The organism is Streptomyces bungoensis (genome assembly GCF_001514215.1).
In the GTDB taxonomy this organism is placed as follows: Bacteria; Actinomycetota; Actinomycetes; order Streptomycetales; family Streptomycetaceae; genus Streptomyces; species Streptomyces bungoensis.
Map to the genome: position 1 here is coordinate 104444 of NZ_KQ948854.1, position 17242 is coordinate 121685.

The 17242-nt window shown below is 74.8% G+C and carries 20 protein-coding genes; 8 read left to right on the forward strand and 12 right to left on the reverse strand.

Annotated elements, in window-relative coordinates:
• On the reverse strand, positions 1–376 hold a 376-nt coding region (locus AQJ66_RS39675), incomplete at its 3' end, for a hypothetical protein (RefSeq protein WP_208611339.1).
• Positions 377–592: 216 nt separating this feature from the next.
• Between AQJ66_RS39675 and AQJ66_RS10655 the strand changes: the two genes are divergently transcribed.
• Genes AQJ66_RS10655 through AQJ66_RS10680 form a run of 6 tightly spaced genes read left to right on the forward strand, consistent with a single transcriptional unit; the run spans position 593 to position 7151 of the window.
• Positions 593–1711 (forward strand): ADP-ribosylglycohydrolase family protein, encoded by a 1119-nt coding sequence (locus AQJ66_RS10655; RefSeq protein WP_061919574.1) that lies wholly within the window; start codon positions 593–595, stop codon positions 1709–1711.
• Positions 1712–1719: 8 nt separating this feature from the next.
• The gene (locus tag AQJ66_RS10660) at positions 1720–2904 is read left to right on the forward strand and encodes an ADP-ribosylglycohydrolase family protein (protein WP_061919576.1); all 1185 of its coding nucleotides are present in this window, start codon (positions 1720–1722) and stop codon (positions 2902–2904) included.
• Positions 2892–4253, forward strand: a complete 1362-nt coding sequence (locus AQJ66_RS10665; protein ID WP_061919578.1) for an ADP-ribosylglycohydrolase family protein — start codon at positions 2892–2894, stop codon at positions 4251–4253. Before AQJ66_RS10660 ends, AQJ66_RS10665 begins: the two co-directional genes overlap by 13 nt.
• Positions 4250–5143, forward strand: coding sequence for a ribokinase (rbsK, locus tag AQJ66_RS10670; protein ID WP_061919580.1), 894 nt, complete (start codon positions 4250–4252; stop codon positions 5141–5143). The genes AQJ66_RS10665 and rbsK overlap by 4 nt, the downstream gene beginning before the upstream one ends.
• Complete coding sequence (locus AQJ66_RS10675) at positions 5140–6342, forward strand: CaiB/BaiF CoA transferase family protein (protein WP_061920183.1); 1203 nt, start codon at positions 5140–5142, stop codon at positions 6340–6342. The genes rbsK and AQJ66_RS10675 overlap by 4 nt, the downstream gene beginning before the upstream one ends.
• The gene (locus AQJ66_RS10680; protein ID WP_061919582.1) at positions 6339–7151 is read left to right on the forward strand and encodes an HpcH/HpaI aldolase/citrate lyase family protein; all 813 of its coding nucleotides are present in this window, start codon (positions 6339–6341) and stop codon (positions 7149–7151) included. Before AQJ66_RS10675 ends, AQJ66_RS10680 begins: the two co-directional genes overlap by 4 nt.
• Positions 7152–7208: 57 nt before the next feature.
• On the opposite strand, the gene lgt is transcribed toward AQJ66_RS10680, so the two are convergent.
• The 11 genes from lgt to hisI all read right to left on the reverse strand — a co-directional run bounded on the left by lgt (position 7209) and on the right by hisI (position 16106).
• Positions 7209–8231, reverse strand: coding sequence for a prolipoprotein diacylglyceryl transferase (lgt, locus tag AQJ66_RS10685; protein ID WP_061919584.1), 1023 nt, complete (start codon positions 8229–8231; stop codon positions 7209–7211).
• 83 nt (positions 8232–8314) lie between these two features.
• Positions 8315–9091 carry a DsbA family protein gene (locus AQJ66_RS10690; protein ID WP_061919586.1) on the reverse strand — a complete coding sequence of 259 codons (777 nt, stop codon included), beginning with the start codon at positions 9089–9091 and terminating at the stop codon, positions 8315–8317.
• A 110-nt stretch (positions 9092–9201) separates the two neighbouring features.
• Positions 9202–10020, reverse strand: coding sequence for a tryptophan synthase subunit alpha (trpA, locus tag AQJ66_RS10695; RefSeq protein WP_061919588.1), 819 nt, complete (start codon positions 10018–10020; stop codon positions 9202–9204).
• A complete protein-coding gene (gene trpB, locus AQJ66_RS10700) occupies positions 10017–11300 on the reverse strand; it encodes a tryptophan synthase subunit beta (protein WP_061919590.1) in 1284 nt (427 codons plus the stop codon). The genes trpA and trpB overlap by 4 nt, the downstream gene beginning before the upstream one ends.
• 76 nt (positions 11301–11376) lie before the next feature.
• Positions 11377–11574, reverse strand: coding sequence for a tryptophan biosynthesis modulator TrpM (gene trpM, locus AQJ66_RS10705; protein ID WP_061919593.1), 198 nt, complete (start codon positions 11572–11574; stop codon positions 11377–11379).
• A gap of 21 nt (positions 11575–11595) precedes the next feature.
• Complete coding sequence (gene trpC, locus AQJ66_RS10710) at positions 11596–12405, reverse strand: indole-3-glycerol phosphate synthase TrpC (protein WP_061919595.1); 810 nt, start codon at positions 12403–12405, stop codon at positions 11596–11598.
• A gap of 166 nt (positions 12406–12571) precedes the next feature.
• Complete coding sequence (locus AQJ66_RS10715) at positions 12572–13018, reverse strand: DUF2752 domain-containing protein (protein ID WP_061919597.1); 447 nt, start codon at positions 13016–13018, stop codon at positions 12572–12574.
• Positions 13019–13116: 98 nt separating this feature from the next.
• Positions 13117–13374 (reverse strand): HGxxPAAW family protein, encoded by a 258-nt coding sequence (locus AQJ66_RS10720; protein ID WP_061919599.1) that lies wholly within the window; start codon positions 13372–13374, stop codon positions 13117–13119.
• Between the two features lie 146 nt (positions 13375–13520).
• Complete coding sequence (locus tag AQJ66_RS10725; protein ID WP_107118911.1) at positions 13521–14159, reverse strand: TIGR02234 family membrane protein; 639 nt, start codon at positions 14157–14159, stop codon at positions 13521–13523.
• Between the two features lie 52 nt (positions 14160–14211).
• Positions 14212–15690, reverse strand: a complete 1479-nt coding sequence (locus AQJ66_RS10730; protein WP_061919604.1) for an anthranilate synthase component I — start codon at positions 15688–15690, stop codon at positions 14212–14214.
• Between the two features lie 11 nt (positions 15691–15701).
• On the reverse strand, positions 15702–16106 hold the full coding sequence (hisI, locus tag AQJ66_RS10735; RefSeq protein ID WP_061919605.1) for a phosphoribosyl-AMP cyclohydrolase: 405 nt from the start codon (positions 16104–16106) through the stop codon (positions 15702–15704).
• 82 nt (positions 16107–16188) lie between these two features.
• Between hisI and AQJ66_RS10740 the strand changes: the two genes are divergently transcribed.
• Complete coding sequence (locus tag AQJ66_RS10740; RefSeq protein ID WP_061919608.1) at positions 16189–16824, forward strand: TIGR03085 family metal-binding protein; 636 nt, start codon at positions 16189–16191, stop codon at positions 16822–16824.
• A gap of 13 nt (positions 16825–16837) precedes the next feature.
• The gene (locus AQJ66_RS10745) at positions 16838–17236 is read left to right on the forward strand and encodes a glyoxalase/bleomycin resistance/extradiol dioxygenase family protein (protein WP_061919609.1); all 399 of its coding nucleotides are present in this window, start codon (positions 16838–16840) and stop codon (positions 17234–17236) included.
• Positions 17237–17242: the final 6 nt, after the last annotated feature.

The following is a 17242-nucleotide window of genomic DNA, read 5'->3' on the forward strand; positions in this document are numbered from 1 at the left end:
CCCTGACCGGGGCCACCAGCCGGCCGACGGCCACCTCCCGACCACCCGAGCCGACGGCCGCCCTCACCACGGCCGGCCCTCCACCACTTGACGGCGACCACGGCGTCACCCCGCAGACGTCCCATCCGACCGAGGTCGCCATCTCCGCCGCCGCGCCCACTTCGCAGCCGCCCGAGCCAACCGCCGCCCCCGGGGCCACCAGCCGGCCGACGGCCACCTCCCGACCACCCGAGCCGACGGCCGCCCTCACCACGGCCGGCCCTCCACCACTTGACGGCGACCACGGCGTCACCCCGCAGACGTCCCATCCGACCGAGGTCGCCATCTCCGCCGCCGCGCCCACCTCGCAGCCGTCCGAGCCACCCGCCGCCCTCACCGCGCCCCCTCCCCACCCGACCGAGCCGCCGGCCCTCCTCCCCACAGCCCCCTCACGCCCCACCGAGCCGGGCACCTCGCCCACCTCTCCCCCGACAGAGCCGGGAGGTGGGTGGGCAAAGGACCGGGGGTCCAGGGGGTGGAGCCCCCTGGTCGGAGGTCCGAGCCGCCTGGGCGACCGCCGGGCCCCCGGGCGACGGGACAGCGAGGGCCGGTCATGACAGCGCGCCGCGTGGAAGGCCTCCTCCTCGGGCTCGCCGCAGGCGACGCCGCCGGCTGGCCCGCGGCCCGGCACCGGGCGGCCCGGATGCCCGAGTGGACCCGTCGCCTCACCCGCGAACTGGACACCTTCGCCGAGCAGAACGCCACGACCACCCTGCCCGTGCCGATCGCCCTCAACCAGCCCCCGGAACCCCTCCGCCTCGGCCCCTCCGACGACGCGGAGTGGGCGGCCTTCGCCGCGGAGGCGGTCCTGCGGGCCGGCGACGACGACGTGCTCGGCGACCTCAGCCGGGAGCGCCGTATGCGCGCCGCCATCGACCTCACCTGGACCGCCGTGGCCGCCGAGGTCGCCGCGGCAGCGGAACGCGCCCCCGAGGTCGAGTCCGCCGTACTGCCCCTGCGCGCCCGCATCTCCGTCCGCGCCGGCCTCGGCAACCTGGCCACCGGCCTGCGCCCGCCCGCCACCGGCCACGACAACCCGCACTACTTCGACGACGCCGCCTGCGTCCGCGCCTGCGTCCTCGCGGTGGCCCACCCCGGCGACGCCGAACGCGCCGCCGACCTGGCCGAGTTCGACGCCCGCTACACCCAGGACGGCGACGGGGTGCACGGCGCCCGCGCGATGGCGGCGGCCGTCGCGCTCGCCCTCGCCGGCGCCGACCCGCGGGCGTGCGTCGGGGCCGCGCTGGCCGAACTCCCCCCGCACACGGAGATCGGCCGCAACGCCCGGTGCGCCCTCGCCCTGGCCGAGGACAGCGAGTCGGCCTTCGCCCTGGTCCCGCCCCTGGAGCACCAGATCGTCGACCACGTCTACAGCTACGGCATCGCCGCCGCCGAGACCGTGCCCGTCGCCCTCGCCCTGGCCACCGCCGCCCACGGCCGCATCGCCGAGGCGGTGCCCGCCGCCGCCTGCCTGTCCCGGGTCGCCGACTCCGCCCCCGCCCTCGCCGGCGCCCTGACCGGCGCGCTCGGCGGCGGCGCGGCCGTCCCGGCCAGCTGGCGGGACGCCTGCCGCACCCTGTCCGGCTGCGCCCTGCCCCGCCTCGCCGGCACCGACCTGGTGGAACTCGCCGGACTCCTGGAAGCCACGCACCGGACCCCACCAGGAGGATGATTCGGGGCATGACGCCCAAAGGAGAAGAAAGCTGCGGCCCGGGCCGGCACAGCCTCGACGAGCGCATCACCGCGGCCCTGGTCGGAGCCGCCGTCGGCGACGCGCTCGGCGGCCCGGTCGAGGGCTACTCCCCCGACCAGATCACCGACCGCCACGGCGGCCGCGTCCACGGCGTCGTCGGCCCCTGGCACGGCGACGCCTGGCGCACCGCGCGCCCCCTCGCCCCGTACCACAAGGGCGACGGCCACGTCACCGACGACACCCTGATGACCCACGCGCTGATCCGGGTCTACGACCGCGTCCGCGACCACCTCGACGCCTACGCGGTCGCCGACCACCTGGTCCCGGACCTGATGGGCAACCCGCGCTGGATCCCGGAGCTGGAGGCCGAGACGCTGCCGCTGCACCGCCTCTTCCTCGCCGAGAAGTGGCTCGTGGCACGCCTCGCCTACGGCCACGCGGACCCGCGGGAGGCGGGCGTCGGCAACATCGTCAACTGCGGCGCGGCGATGTACATGGCCCCGGTCGGCCTGGTCAACGCGGCCCACCCGGCCGCCGCCTACGCCGAGGCCCTGGACGTCGCGGGCGCCCATCAGTCGTCGTACGGCCGTGAGGCCGCCGGGGTCTTCGCCGCCGCGGTCGCCGCCGCCACGGCGCCGGGCGCGACCCCGGACTCGGTCGTGGCCACCGCCCTGGCCCTGGCCAAGGACGGCACCCGCACGGCGATCGAGAAGGTCTGCGACGTGGCCCGCGGGTACAGCGACTTCGAGTCGGCGCTGCGGCCCCTGCGCGCGGCGGTGGCGCCGTACGACACGGTCGGCCCCGACTACCGCGCCCCCTCGCTCGGCGCCCGCCGCCCCTCCCGCCTGCACTCCATCGAGGAACTGCCCGTCGCGCTCGGCATGCTGGTGGTGTCGGACGGCGACTACCGGCACGCGGTGCTCGGCTCGGTGAACTACGGCCGCGACTGCGACTCGATCGCCACGATGGCCGGCGCGCTCGCGGGCGCCCTGGGCTCGCCCGTCCCCGAGGACTGGGCGAAGACGGTCGCGGAGGCCAGCCGGCTGGACCTGTGGGAGCCGGCCCGCACCCTGGCCGCCGTCACCCGCGAGATCTTCAGCCGGGACGTGGACCGCCGGCGCGCCCACGAGGAGGCCTTCGCGGCGCTCGGAGGCACCGCATGCTCCGACTGACCTGGGTGCAGCCGGAGGACCTGCTCGGCCACGAACTGCGCCAGGCACGCCTGGACGGCCGGGAACCCTCACGGATCGAGGCGCGGTGGCGCGCGGCCGGCGGCCTGGACGCCCCCGAACGCGCCGGCGCCTCCGCGGACCGGGCCTCACGCTACCTGCGCCTGCTGGCCGAGGACCTGCTGGACGAGCTGGCCGACCTGCCGAGCAGACTCGCCGAGGACGAGCCGGCGGACCTGGCCGGCATCAAGGCGGCCTGCCCCGGCTGGCCCGCCGCACACCCCTCCGCGCGGACCACGCCCCTCGCCCTGGAGGCGTCCTGGCTGGGCCGGGCCATCGGCTGCCTGCTCGGCAAACCCGTGGAGAAGCTGCCCCTCGACGCCATCCGCGCCCTGGCCCGGGCAGCCGGCAACTGGCCGCCGACCGGGTACTTCACCGCCCGGGGCGTCCCCCGTGACCTGCTGGAGGCGCACCCCTGGAACCGCCGCTCGGCCGGCACCTCCCTCGCCGAGAACATCGACGGCATGCCCGAGGACGACGACCTCGACTACGCCCTGGTCAACCTGCTCCTGCTCCGGCGCCACGGGAAGTCGTTCACCACCACCGACGTGGCGCGGCTGTGGCTGGAGGAACTCCCGCCCGGCCGCACCTTCACCGCCGAACGCGTCGCCTTCCGCAACCTCCTCGGCGGCATCGAACCCCCGCACACCGCCCGCCACCGCAACCCGTTCCGGGAGTGGATCGGCGCCCTGATCCGCGCGGACGTGCACGGCTGGACCCACCCGGGCGACCCGGGGGCCGCCGCCGAGCAGGCGTACCGCGACGCGGCCCTCACCCACACCGCCAACGGCGTCTACGCGGCGATGTTCACGGCCGCCACCCTCGCCGCCGCGGCCGCCGGCGGCCAGGACGTGCACGCCTGCCTGCGCGCCGGCCGCGCGGTGGTGCCGCCCCGCTCCCGCCTGGCGCGGGCCCTCGACCACGCCCTGCGGCTGGCCGCGGAGCACGCCGACTTCGACGACGTCGTGGACGCGCTCCACGCCACGTACGGCGCCACCCACCACTGGGTCCACGCCCTGCCCAACACCGCCCTGACGGTCGCCGCCCTCACCCACGCGGACGGCGACTTCACCGGCTCGATCTGCCGTGCGGTGTCGGGCGGCTGGGACACGGACTCCAACGGCGCGACCGCCGGCAGCGTTGCCGGTCTCCTCGCGGGCGCCCCGGACGCGCTCCCCGACCACTGGCGGGCCCCGCTGAAGAACCGGCTCGCCACCACCGTCGCCGACTTCGACGGCACCGGCTTCGACACCCTCGCCCACCTCACGCACCTGGAGGCGACCCGACCATGACCCACATCGTCGTCCTCGGCAGCACCAACATGGACCTCGTCACCTACGTCGGCAAGGCACCGCAGCGCGGCGAGACCGTGACGGGACGGGAGTTCCGGACGATCCCCGGCGGCAAGGGCGCCAACCAGGCCATCGCCGCGGCCCGCGCCGGCGCGATGGTGTCGATGATCGGCGCGGTCGGCAACGACGCGTTCGGCGTGCGGCTGCGCGAGACCCTCGAGCACTCGGGTGTGGACACCGACTTCCTGCGCACGGTCGAGGGGCCGTCCGGCACCGCGCACATCGTGGTGGACGACGAGGGCGGCAACTCCATCGTCGTCATCCCCGGCGCGAACGGCACCGTCGACCACCTCTCGCCCGGCGACGAGGGCCTGATCGCCTCCGCCGACGCCCTGCTGCTCCAGCTGGAGATCCCCCTGGCCGCCGTCGTCGCGGGCGCCCGGGCGGCCCGCCGGCACGGTGTGCGGACGGTCCTCACGCCGTCCCCCGCGCAGCCGCTGCCGCCGGAGCTGCTGGCGGCCACCGAGCTGCTGGTGCCCAACGAGTACGAGGCCGTCACCCTCACCGGCCGCACCGACCCGCGCGAGGCGGCCGCCGCCCTGCTGGAGCTGGTGCCGGAGGTCGTCGTCACGCTGGGGGCGACCGGCAGCCTGTACCTGGCCCGCGGCGGCGAGCCGCTGGTGGTGCCCGCGCCCCGGGTGCGCGCCGTGGACTCCACGGGCGCCGGCGACACGTTCGCCGGCGCGCTCGCGGTGGCCTTCGCGGAGGAGAAACCGGTGCGCGAGGCGCTGTCCTGGGCGGCGGCCGCGGCGGCCCTGTCGGTGCAGCGCGCGGGGGCCTCGGCGTCGATGCCGTACCGTCCGGAGATCGACGCGCAGTGCACCGCATGAGTACGACGGCACGGGTGCGGCCGCTCGAGGGGCTGCGGGTCCTGGACCTCGCCACCCTCTTCGCCGGCCCGCTGGCCGCCACCCTGCTCGGTGACTTCGGCGCCGAGGTGGTCAAGGTCGAGCATCCGCACCGGCCCGACCCGTCCCGGGGGCACGGCCCGGCGAAGGACGGCGTCGGCCTGTGGTGGAAGGTCCTGGGGCGCAACAAGCGCGCCATCACCCTCGACCTGTCCCGGCCCGGCGGCCGCGCGACCCTGCTCCGGCTGGCCGCGGCCGCCGACGTGGTGATCGAGAACTTCCGCCCCGGCACCCTGGAGCGGTGGGACCTGGGCTGGCCCGAGCTGTCCGCCGCCAACCCCCGGCTGGTCCTCGCCCGGGTCACCGCCTTCGGGCAGTTCGGCCCGTACGCGCACCGCCCCGGTTTCGGCACCCTGGCCGAGGCGATGAGCGGCTTCGCCGCGCTCACCGGCGAACCGGACGGGCCCCCGACGCTCCCGCCGTTCGGCCTCGCGGACTCGGTCACGGCGCTGGCGACGGCGTACGCCGTGCTGACGGCGCTGGCCGCCCGGGAGCGGACCGGCGCGGGCCAGGTCGTGGACATGGCCATCATCGAGCCGATGCTCGCCGTGCTCGGCCCCCAGCTCACCTGGTACGACCAGCTCGGCCACGTCCAGGAGCGCACCGGCAACCGGTCCGCGAACAACGCCCCGCGCAACCTCTACCGCACCGCCGACGGCTGCTGGGTCGCCGTCTCCACCTCCGCGCAGTCCGTGGCGGAGCGCGTGATGCGGCTGGTGGGCCGGCCGGAGCTGATCGAGGAGCCGTGGTTCGGCACGGGCGCGCAGCGGGCCGCGCACGCCGACGTGCTGGACGAGGCGGTCGGCTCCTGGATCGCGGCCCGCCCCCGCGCCGAGGTCCTCGCGGCCTTCGAGAAGGCGGAGGCGGCGGTGGCTCCCGTGCAAGATGCCCGGGACGTCATGACCGACCCCCAGTACCAGGCCCTGCACACGGTCACCACCGTCGACGACCCCGAGCTGGGCCCGCTGCGCATGCAGAACGTCCTCTTCCGGCTCTCCGCGACGCCCGGCGCGATCCGCTGGGCCGGCCGCCCGCACGGCGCCGACACGGAGGCGGTCCTCACCGAGCTGGGCCTCACCCCGGCCGAGCTGCGCGCCCTGCGCGAGGAGGGCGCCCTGTGACGCCGTTCCCGCTCACCTGGCTCTACGCTCCCGGGGACCGGCCCCGTGTGGTGGCGAAGGCGCTGGCCGCGGGCGCCGACGTGGTGGTGGTCGACCTGGAGGACGCGGTCGCCGCCGACCGCAAGGAGTACGCCCGCGCGGCCACCGCGGACCTGCTGGCCGAGCCCCAGCCGGTCCCGGTGCACGTGCGGCTCAACGCACTGGACACGCCCTGGGCGGCGGCGGAGCTGGCCGCCTTCGCGGCGCTGCCGGGCGTGTCCGGGCTGCGCCTGACCAAGGTGACGGGCCCGGAGGAGGTGCGGGGGGTGGCCGCGGCCACGCGGCTCCCGCTGTACGCGCTGCTGGAGACGGCCCTCGGCATCGAGCGGGCGTACGCGATCGCGAGCGCCCATCCGTCCCTGCGGGGCGTCTTCCTCGGCGAGGCCGACCTGCGGGCCGACCTGGGGGCCGGGGCCGACGCGGGCCTGGACTGGTCGCGCTCCCGGGTGGTCGTCGCCGCCCGTGCGGCGGGCCTGGCCCCGCCGGCCCAGTCCGTCCACCCGGACATCCGGGACCTGGACGGCCTGACCGCGTCCTGCGCCCACGGCCGCGCCCTCGGATTCCTGGGCCGCGCGGCGATCCATCCCCGGCAGCTTCCGGTGATCGAGCGGGCCTATCTGCCGACGGAGGCGGAGATCGAGGAGGCGGAGACGGTCGTCAAGGCGGCCGCCTCCCACCAGGGCGCCCAGGCGCTCCCCGACGGCCGCTTCATCGACACGGCCGTGGTGACGGCGGCCCACAGGACCCTGTCCCTGGCCCGCAGACGCTGACACACGACGAGGGCGCCCCGGGAGGTCCGGGGCGCCCTCGGTGTCGGTCGAGCGGGCTCAGCTCTTCTTGGCCTCGGCCTGCACCGCTTCCGGCTCGGCCTCGTCGTCGGCCTTCTCCCCGGCCTTCGCTGCGGCCTTCTCCCCGGCCTCCGCCTCGGGCTTCTCGTCGCCCTCGCCGCCGGCCGCGTCCTGACCCTCGTCCTCGGCCGCGGCACCGTCGGCGTTCTCGCCGGCCTCCTCGGCGTCCTCCGCCGGGCCGTCGGAAGCGCCCGGCTCGACCACGGCCTCGCGGCCCGGCCGCTTCTTCGCGGAGATCACGATGTACGCCACCGCCAGCAGGAAGACGATCAGCGCGGTCCAGTCGTTGAGGCGCAGGCCCAGGATGTGGTGGGCGTCGTCGACGCGCATGTACTCGATCCAGGCGCGGCCCACGCAGTACGCGGCGACATAGAGCGCGAACGCCCGGCCGTGGCCCATCCGGAAGCGGCGGTCGGCCCAGATGACCAGCAGGGCGACGCCGATGCACCACAGCGACTCGTACAGGAACGTCGGGTGGTAGTACCCCGGCACCCGGCCGCCCTCGGAGGAGGTGATGTGCAGCGCCCAGGGAACGTGCGTCTCGCGTCCGTACAGCTCCTGGTTGAACCAGTTGCCCCAGCGGCCGCAGGCCTGTGCGAAGGCGATGCCCGGCGCGACGGCGTCGGCGTAGGCGGGCAGCGGGACGCCCCGGCGCCGCGCGCCGATCCACGCGCCGACCGCGCCGAGGGCGATGGCGCCCCAGATGCCGAGGCCGCCCTCCCACACCTTGAAGGCGTCCACCCAGTCACGGCCCTTGCTGAAGTACAGCTCGTAGTCCGTGATCACGTGGTACAGCCGGCCGCCGACGAGGCCGAAGGGCACCGCCCAGACCGCGATGTCCGCGACCGTGCCGGCGCGGCCGCCGCGCGCGACCCAGCGCTTGTTGCCGAGCCAGACGGCGACGAAGACGCCGATGATGATGCAGAAGGCGTAACCGCGCAGCGGGATGGGGCCGAGGTACAGCACCCCGCGCGACGGGCTGGGAATGTAGGCAAGTTCCATGGCAGGGTCGACGCTACCGTGCCGGGCCGTGGGGACGGCAAGCAGCCCGGCTACGGCTCCATAACGGGCGCGTGAGAAGACGCTTACCCCCGGGCGGCCGACTCCACCATCTGCCGGAGCTTTTCGGGGGTCAGCGTCTGGTCCTCGTAGATGTTCTTGCCGCCGAACAGGACGGTGGGTGTCCCGCTGAAGCGGGCGTCCTTGAAGGCCTGGTCGGACTTGTTCACCCAGCTGTTGTGGGTGCCGTCCTTGACGCACTTCTGGAAGGCGGGGGTGTTCAGGCCCTTCACCTTGCCCGCCAGGGCGATCAGCTTGGCGTCGTCCGCGAAGGCGTCGGTGGTCTCCGGGGGCTGGTTGTCGTACAGCACGTCGTGGTAGTCGCGGAACCTGCCCGCGTCCTGGGCGCAGGCCGCCGCGTTGGCCGCGTGCAGCGAGCCGCGCCCGTTGGTGTTGTCGTCGATGAGACGGACCAGGTGGTACTCGATCCTGAGCTTGCCCGCGTCGGTCAGCCCGTGCAGCGTCGAGCGGTATCTCGTCTCGAAGGCCTGGCAGGCCGGGCAGCGGAAGTCCTCCCAGACCGTGAGCGTCGACTTGGCGCCGTCCTTGCCGACCGGGATCGCCAGGCTGTCCTTGCCCAGCGCGCCCGAGGGCGCCACGACCGGGCCCGAGCCGCTGCTCGCCTTGTTCTTGCCGGCGTTGGCGGCGACGATGCCGATCACCGCCGCGAGGCCGAGCACGCAGACCACGCTCGCGCTCACGATCAGCGTGCGCCGCCGCCTGTCCGCGGCCTTCTGCTTCGCGCGTTCGGTCGCCAGCCGCTCGCGGGCGTTGCGCTTTCCGTCACGGTTCTTCTCGCTCACACCCCCAGAACGAACCGGGGAGGCGCAGCGCGCCTCCCCGGCCCGAGGTCCACCCGTTCGAGTGACCGAATTGGGGTGTCACGCCTGTCCCTCGTTACGCCTGTCCCTCGTTACGCCTGTCCGCGGACGCCCTTCGCCAGGTCGCCGGCGAGCGCGCGCACCGCCTCCAGACCGGAGGCGGTGTCGGGGGCGTCCAGGAGCAGCTTCACGAACGCCGAGCCGACGATGACACCGTCGGCGAAGCCCGCCACCTCGGCGGCCTGGGCCGCGTTGGACACGCCGAGCCCGACGCACACCGGCAGGTCGGTGCCGGTGGCCCGGGTACGCCCGACCAGCTCCTGGGCCTGCGCGCCGACGGACGCGCGGGTGCCGGTGACGCCCATGAGGGAGGCGGCGTAGACGAAGCCGCTGCCCGCCGCGGTGATCCGCGCGAGCCGCTCGTCCTTGCTGCTGGGGGCGACGACGAAGACGGTCGCGAGGCCGTGCTTCTCCGCGTGCTCCCTCCACAGCGCCGACTCCTGGACGGGCAGGTCGGGCAGGATGCAGCCCGCGCCGCCCGCCTCGGCCAGCTCGGCGGTGAACCGCTCGACGCCGTAGCGGTCGATGGGGTTCCAGTACGTCATGACGAGGACGGGCTTGCCGGTGGCCCGGTGGGCCTCCCGGACGGTCCGCATGACGTCCGCGATCCGGACGCCGCCGCGCAGCGCGATGTCGTCGGCGGTCTGGATGACCGGGCCGTCGAGGACGGGGTCGCTGTGCGGCAGGCCCACCTCCACGACGTCCGCGCCGCCGTCGAAGACGGCCTTGATCGCCTCGATGCCGCCGTCCACGGTCGGGAACCCGGCCGGGAGGTAGGCGACCAGCGCCGCCCGGCCCTCCGCCTTGGCGGTGGCGAGCGTGTCGCTCAGCAGCTGGATGTTCCCGCTCACCGGGCGTCCCCCTCGATCTCGGCGGTGTCGGCCTCGTCGGCGGCGACCTCGGCGTCGGTGTCGTACAGCCCGAAGTAGCGGGCGGCGGTGTCCATGTCCTTGTCGCCGCGGCCGGACAGGTTGACGACGATCAGCCCGTCCTTCCCCAGCTCCCTGCCGACCTCCAGGGCGCCGGCGAGGGCGTGGGCGCTCTCGATGGCCGGGATGATGCCCTCGGTGCGGGACAGCAGGCGCAGGGCCTGCATGGCCGCGTCGTCGGTGACCGCGCGGTACTCGCCGCGGCCGGAGTCCTTGAGGTACGCGTGCTCGGGGCCGATGCCGGGGTAGTCCAGGCCGGCCGAGATGGAGTACGGCTCGGTGATCTGGCCCTCGTCGTCCTGCAGGACGTAGGACCGGGAGCCGTGCAGGATGCCGGGCTCGCCCGCGGTGAGGGTGGCCGCGTGCTCGCCGGTCTCGATGCCGTGGCCGGCCGGCTCGCAGCCGATGAGGCGGACGCCCTCGTCGGGGATGAAGGCGTGGAAGAGGCCGATGGCGTTGGAGCCGCCGCCGACACAGGCGACGGCCGCGTCGGGCAGGCGCCCGGCGCGCTCCAGCAGCTGCCGCCGCGCCTCGACGCCGATCACCCGGTGGAAGTCGCGGACCATGGCCGGGAACGGGTGCGGTCCGGCGACCGTCCCGAACAGGTAGTGCGTGCGGTCGACGTTGGCGACCCAGTCCCGGAAGGCCTCGTTGATGGCGTCCTTCAGGGTGCGGCTGCCGGACTTCACGGCGACGACCTCGGCGCCGAGCATGCGCATCCGGGCGACGTTCAGGGCCTGGCGCCGGGTGTCGATCTCGCCCATGTAGATGGTGCACTCGAGGCCGAACAGCGCGCAGGCGGTGGCCGTGGCGACGCCGTGCTGGCCGGCGCCGGTCTCCGCGATGACGCGGGTCTTGCCCATGCGCCTGGTGAGCAGGGCCTGGCCGAGCACGTTGTTGATCTTGTGCGAGCCGGTGTGGTTCAGGTCCTCGCGCTTGAGGAAGACCCGGGCGCCGCCGGCGTGCTCGGCGAACCGGGGCACCTCGGTGAGCGCGCTGGGCCGGCCGGTGTAGTTGACGAGCAGGTCGTCGAGCTCGCGGGCGAACTCGGGGTCGGCCTTCGCCTTGTCGTACTCGACGGCGACCTCGTCCACGGCGGCGACGAGGGCCTCCGGGATGAACTTGCCGCCGAACGCGCCGAAGTAGCCTTCGGCGCTGGGCACCTGGCCGGTGGGATCAGGGATGAAGAACTCGCTGGGCATGCGGAAACCTCACGGTGAGTGCGTGAAAAGACACTGTTCGCCGTGGGGGCGGGGGTCGTCGGCCGGCTGCCGGCCGTCAGTGGTGGTGCGCGCAGATCCCCGCGCCCCCGAGGGGGCGCTGCCATCGGCGTCCGTTCACCTGTCCCGGTTCGTCACCGATGACGTAGCGCACGCGGCGGCCGTGGACGCGCCGGGCCGGGGCGCGGCAGCCCCTCGGGCGGCAGCCGCGCGCCAGGCGGGCGTACCGGTCCACGGTCGTCACGGTGCAGGTCATCGGTGTCAGCCTACCGGGTGATCAGCCGCGGCCGTGCCGCAGTGCCGGGTGCTCGCCCGCCGCGACCAGGTCGGAGACGGCGGCCTTCGGGTCGCGCCCGGTGACGAGGGACTCGCCGACCAGGACCGCGTCGGCGCCGGCGTTGGCGTAGGCGATCAGGTCGTGCGGGCCGCGCACGCCGGACTCGGCCACCCGGACGACGCCGTCGGGGATCTCCGGGGCCACCCGCTCGAACGTGCCGCGGTCGACCTCGAGCGTCTTCAGGTTGCGCGCGTTGACGCCGATGATCCTGGCGCCCGCGTCCACGGCGCGCTCGACCTCGTCCTCGTCGTGGACCTCGACGAGCGGGGTCAGGCCGATGGAGACCGCGCGCTCGATCAGCGACTCCAGGGCCGGCTGGTCCAGGGCGGCGACGATCAGCAGCGCGAGGTCGGCGCCGTAGGCCCGGGCCTCCCACAGCTGGTAGGAGGTGACGATGAAGTCCTTGCGCAGGACGGGGATGTCCACGCGGGCGCGGACGGCCTCCAGGTCGGCGAGCGAGCCGCCGAAGCGGCGCTGCTCGGTGAGGACGGAGATGACGGCGGCGCCGCCCGCCTCGTAGTCCGCGGCCAGTCCGGCGGGGTCGGCGATCGCGGCCAGCGCGCCCTTGGAGGGGCTGGAGCGCTTGACCTCGCAGATCACCTTGACGCCGTCGCCCTTGAGTGCGGCCACCCCGTCCTTGGCGGCGGGGGCCTTCGCCGCACGCTCCTTGAGCTCGTCGAGGCTGACGCGCGCCTGCCGCTCCGCGAGGTCGGCACGGACTCCGTCGATGATCTCGTCGAGCACACTCACGCGAGCGGCCCCCTTTCGGACGGTTGTTCCTTCAGGTTGTGAAGGCCGGGGCGGGTCTGCAACCCGGGCTCTGAAAACCTGTGGTCACTGCGATGGTATCCGCAGGACCGTTCGGGCTTCGCATCCGCTCCGGCCCGGTCCCACTACCTGGACGTATCCCGGCTGTTCAAGGGCGCAGCCAGCCACCGAACGGCAGGTTCCGGACAACGGTGAAGACCAGCAGCACCGCGCCGACGGCCCACATCTGGGCCGGACCGAGCGTGGTCCGCACCGGCCGCCCGCGCACCGCGCGGACCGCCCAGAGGACCCACAGCACGGCGAAGCCCAGATAGGCGGCCACGCCCAGCGCGTTGTCGTGCAGGGCGGCCGTGAGGTCGCCGTGCACGAAGGCGTGCGCGCTGCGCAGCCCGCCGCAGCCGGGGCAGTACAGCCCGGTCAGCCGGTACAGCGGGCACACCGGGTAGTGCCCCGGTTCGTTGGGGTCGACGGCGCCCACGTACGCGAAGGCCCCGGCGACGGCGGCGAGGATCCCGCCCGGGACGGCGAGCCGGCTCCAGAGGGTGCCGGGCGCGGGCGGGGCGGTGCGCGAAGCGGTACGGCTGTCGGCGGTCACGCGCGTATTCTCCCCCGTCACCCACCGGCCGCGCGCGAGGGGCGGCCCGCACCGTCTCTTCACGGTGCGGGCCGCCCCTCGTCGGACGCGCTGGTGGGTCAGCTCTCGGCGCCGGCCGGCTCGCGGGTCGCGGCGGGGGCGGTGCGCGCGACGGCGTGGGTCTGCTTGGGCTGGCCGAGGCCCATGGCGCGCATGGCGCCGCCCACGACTCCGCCGAGCAGCACGAGCACGATGCCGGCCCAGAAGCCGACCGGCTGGGCCATCACCATGAAGGCGCCCGCGACGCAGAAACCGATGAAGGTGATGCTGACACCGGTCCAGGCGGCCGGGGTGTGACCGTGGCTGCTGCCCGCCATGACTTGCTCCTCATTGCTGTGTATGTCGTGGTACGCCTCGCCGGACGCTCTTGGTCCATTGTTCCGTACGCGCGAGCGCGGCGGGCGCGGGGGTGGCGTCTGGTTCGCCACATCCGGGAGGGCCCGCGGGCGGGGCGGCTCGCGGGTCAGGCGCCGGTGGGGTCCTCGCCGCGGTCCAGGGCCTTCCAGATCTCCTCGGGCCGCTCCGGGTCGACCGGCCGGGGCGTGCGCCGGGGACGGTCGGTGCCGCGCTCGTAGCGGCCGGACATCGCGGGCCACAGGCGGCCGTAGCGCAGGGCGAGCAGGCCGGCGAGGAGGATCAGGACGCCGCCGGCCGCCGCGACGTACGGCCAGCCGGTGTGGCTGAGCGCGGCGACGGTGGCCGAGGTGTCGCCGGTGGCCTCGGCGGCCTTCTCGTCCAGCGCGGAGCTGTCGGAGACGCCGGCGAGGGCGGCGGCCGTGATGCCGGCGCCGGACAGCGCGAGCAGCGCCGCGACGAGGAGGCGGCCGGCCCGGCGCACGGCGAACACCGCGACGAGCGCGGCGAGGCCCACTATGGCGAGGGCGGCGGGCACGCCGGTGACGTCGCTGCCCTTGGCGGTCAGCGGGAACGCGCCGCCGGCCACCGCCGCGGTGCCCTCCGACCAGCGCTGCCGGGTCGCGAGCAGCGCCACGGCCGCGCCGAGCGCACCGCACAGCAGGGCGAGGGCGAGGCTCCGCCGGCCGGCCCGGGTGGGGGCGGCGGCTTCGGAACGGGGGTGAGGTACGGCAGTCACACACACCACTATCGCCTGAACCCCGGGCGAACCGTCACCCGGGGTTGGTGTGAGAGGCGCCCTACCCGCCCAGCCGGTTGGCCGTGTGCACCGCCCGCAGCACGGCGGCCGCCTTGTTGCGGCACTCCTGGTCCTCGGCGGCCGGGTCGGAGTCGGCGACGATGCCGGCGCCGGCCTGGACGTAGGCCGTGCCGTCCCGCAGCAGGGCCGTGCGGATGGCGATGGCGGTGTCGGAGTCGCCGGCGAAGTCCAGGTAGCCGACGCAGCCGCCGTACAGGCCGCGCCGGGACGGCTCGAGCTCGTCGATGATCTGCATGGCGCGCGGCTTGGGGGCTCCGGAGAGGGTGCCCGCCGGGAAGCAGGCGGTGAGCACGTCGAAGGCGGTGCGGCCCGGTGCCACGCGGCCGGTGACGGTCGAGACGATGTGCATGACGTGCGAGTAGCGCTCGATGGACATGAAGTCCACGACCTCCACCGAGCCGGGCTCGCAGACCCGGCCCAGGTCGTTGCGGCCGAGGTCGACCAGCATCAGGTGCTCCGCGCGCTCCTTGGGGTCGGCGAGGAGCTCGTCGGCGAGGGCCTGGTCCTCTTGCGGGGTGGCCCCGCGGTGCCGGGTGCCGGCGATGGGGTGGACCATCGCGCGCCCGTCCTCGACCTTCACCAGGGCTTCCGGGGACGAGCCGACGACGTCGAACCCGTCGAACCGGAAGAGGTACATGTACGGGGAGGGGTTGGTGGCCCTGAGGACCCGGTAGACGTCCAGGGCGCTCGCCGTGCACGGGGTCTCGAACCGCTGGGAGGGGACGACCTGGAAGGCCTCGCCCGCGCGGATGCGCTCCTTGACGTCCTCGACGGCCCGCTGGAAGTCGGGGCCGCCCCACAGGGCGGTGTACTCCGGCAGTTCGGAGGGCGGCAGGACGGCCGGGGGCTGCGCGACCGCGCGCGTGAGGTCGGCCTCCATGGCGTCGAGGCGGGCCACGGCGTCGGCGTAGGCCTCGTCGACGCCGGTGTCGAGGTCGTTGTGGTTGATCGCGTTGGCGATCAGCAGGACGGAGCCCTCCCAGTGGTCCATGACGGCGAGGTCGCTGGTGAGGAGCATGGTCAGCTCCGGCAGCCCGAGGTCGTCGCGCTCGCCGGGGCCGATCTTCTCCAGGCGGCGGACGATGTCGTAGCCGAGGTAGCCGACCATGCCGCCGGTGAACGGCGGCAGGCCCTCCTGGTGGGGGGTGTGCAGGGCCTGGAGGGTGGCGCGCAGGGCGGCGAGGGGGTCGCCGGTGACCGGGACGCCGACCGGCGGTGTGCCGAGCCAGTGGGCCTCGCCGTCGCGCGCGGTCAGGGTGGCCGCGGAGCGCACGCCGACGAAGGAGTAGCGGGACCAGGAGCGGCCGTTCTCGGCGGACTCCAGCAGGAAGGTGCCGGTGCGCTCGGCGGCGAGCTTGCGGTAGAGCGCGACCGGGGTGTCGCCGTCGGCGAGGAGCTTGCGCGTGACCGGGATGACGCGCCGGTCGCCGGCGAGCTTGCGGAAGGTCTCGAGGTCCATGGCGGCCGACCTTACCGATCCGGGGTGGACGTGCCGGAACCGGCGCCGTCCCCGATCAGGACGTCCGCGTCGAAGCAGGTGCGCGCGCCGGTGTGGCAGGCGGCGCCCACCTGGTCGACCCGGACCAGGAGGGTGTCGGCGTCGCAGTCGAGGGCGACCGACTTCACGTGCTGCACGTGGCCGGAGGTGTCGCCCTTGACCCAGTACTCCCGGCGGCTGCGCGACCAGTAGGTGCAGCGGCCGGTGGTGAGGGTGCGGTGCAGCGCCTCGTCGTCCATCCAGCCGAGCATGAGCACCTCTCCGGTGTCGTACTGCTGGGCGATGGCGGGCACGAGCCCGTCGGCGCTGCGCTTGAGGCGGGCGGCGATCTCGGGGTCGAGGCTGCTGGGCCGGGGCGTACCGGTCGTACTGGTCATGGCGCCATTGTGCCGCGCGCCACCGGCGGGGCCGGGCCCGTGTCCACTGCGCGGACGCGGCACCGGGTCGTAGTCTGACCGTATGTCGACCTTTGCCAAGCGTGAACGGCTCCTGCTCGCCGACCTCTTGGAAACCGTGGGACCGGAGGCCGAGACCCTCTGCGAGGGCTGGCGCACCCGGGACCTGGCCGCGCACGTGGTGGTGCGCGAGCGCCGCCCGGACGCGGCCGGGGGCGCGCTGATCAAGCCCCTCGCGGGACGCCTCGAGAAGGTGCTGGCCGAGTACGCCGCCAAGCCGTACGAGGAGCTGATCCAGCTGATCCGCACCGGCCCGCCGCGTTTCTCACCCTTCCAGCTCAAGCAGCTCGACGAGGCCGCCAACACCGTCGAGTTCTACGTCCACACCGAGGACGTGCGCCGTGCCCAGCCCGGCTGGAGCCCGCGCGAGCTGGACGCGGTCTTCCAGGACACCCTGTGGTCGCGCCTGGAGCGCACCGCCCGGCTGCTGGGCCGGGGGGTGCCGACCGGTCTGGTGCTGCGCCGCCCGGACGGCCGGACGGCGGTCGCCCACCGGGGTACCCCGGTGGTCACGGCGACCGGTGAGCCCTCGGAGCTGCTGATGTTCGCCTTCGGCCGGCAGAGCGCGGCCAAGGTGGAGCTGGACGGCGACGCGCACGCGATCAGCACGCTGCACGAGTCGAAGCAGCTGGGGTTCTGAGGCGGGGCCGGCCGTGATCAGGGTCGCGATGACGGGCGTGTACGTCGACGACGTGGCCCGGGCGCACGCCTTCTACACGGAGGTCCTGGGCTTCGAGACGCGGCTGCACAGGGACTGCGGCGACGGCACGCTCTTCGTCACGGTCGGCGCCCCGGACGGGGCCCAGCGGGACCTCCAGCTGCTGCTGGAGCCCGGCCAGGGCCCCGTAGCGGAGCCGTACCGCAGGGCGCTGTACGAGCAGGGGATCCCGTGCATCGTCTTCTCCGTGGACGACCTGCGGGCGGAGTACGACCGCCTGCGCGCCCTCGGTGTCCGCTTCACCCACCCGCCGCGGGTGCAGGGCCCGGTGCTCGCGGCGGTCTTCGACGACTCGGTGGGCAACCTGGTGCAGCTGGTGCAGCCGGAGCAGTGACGGCCC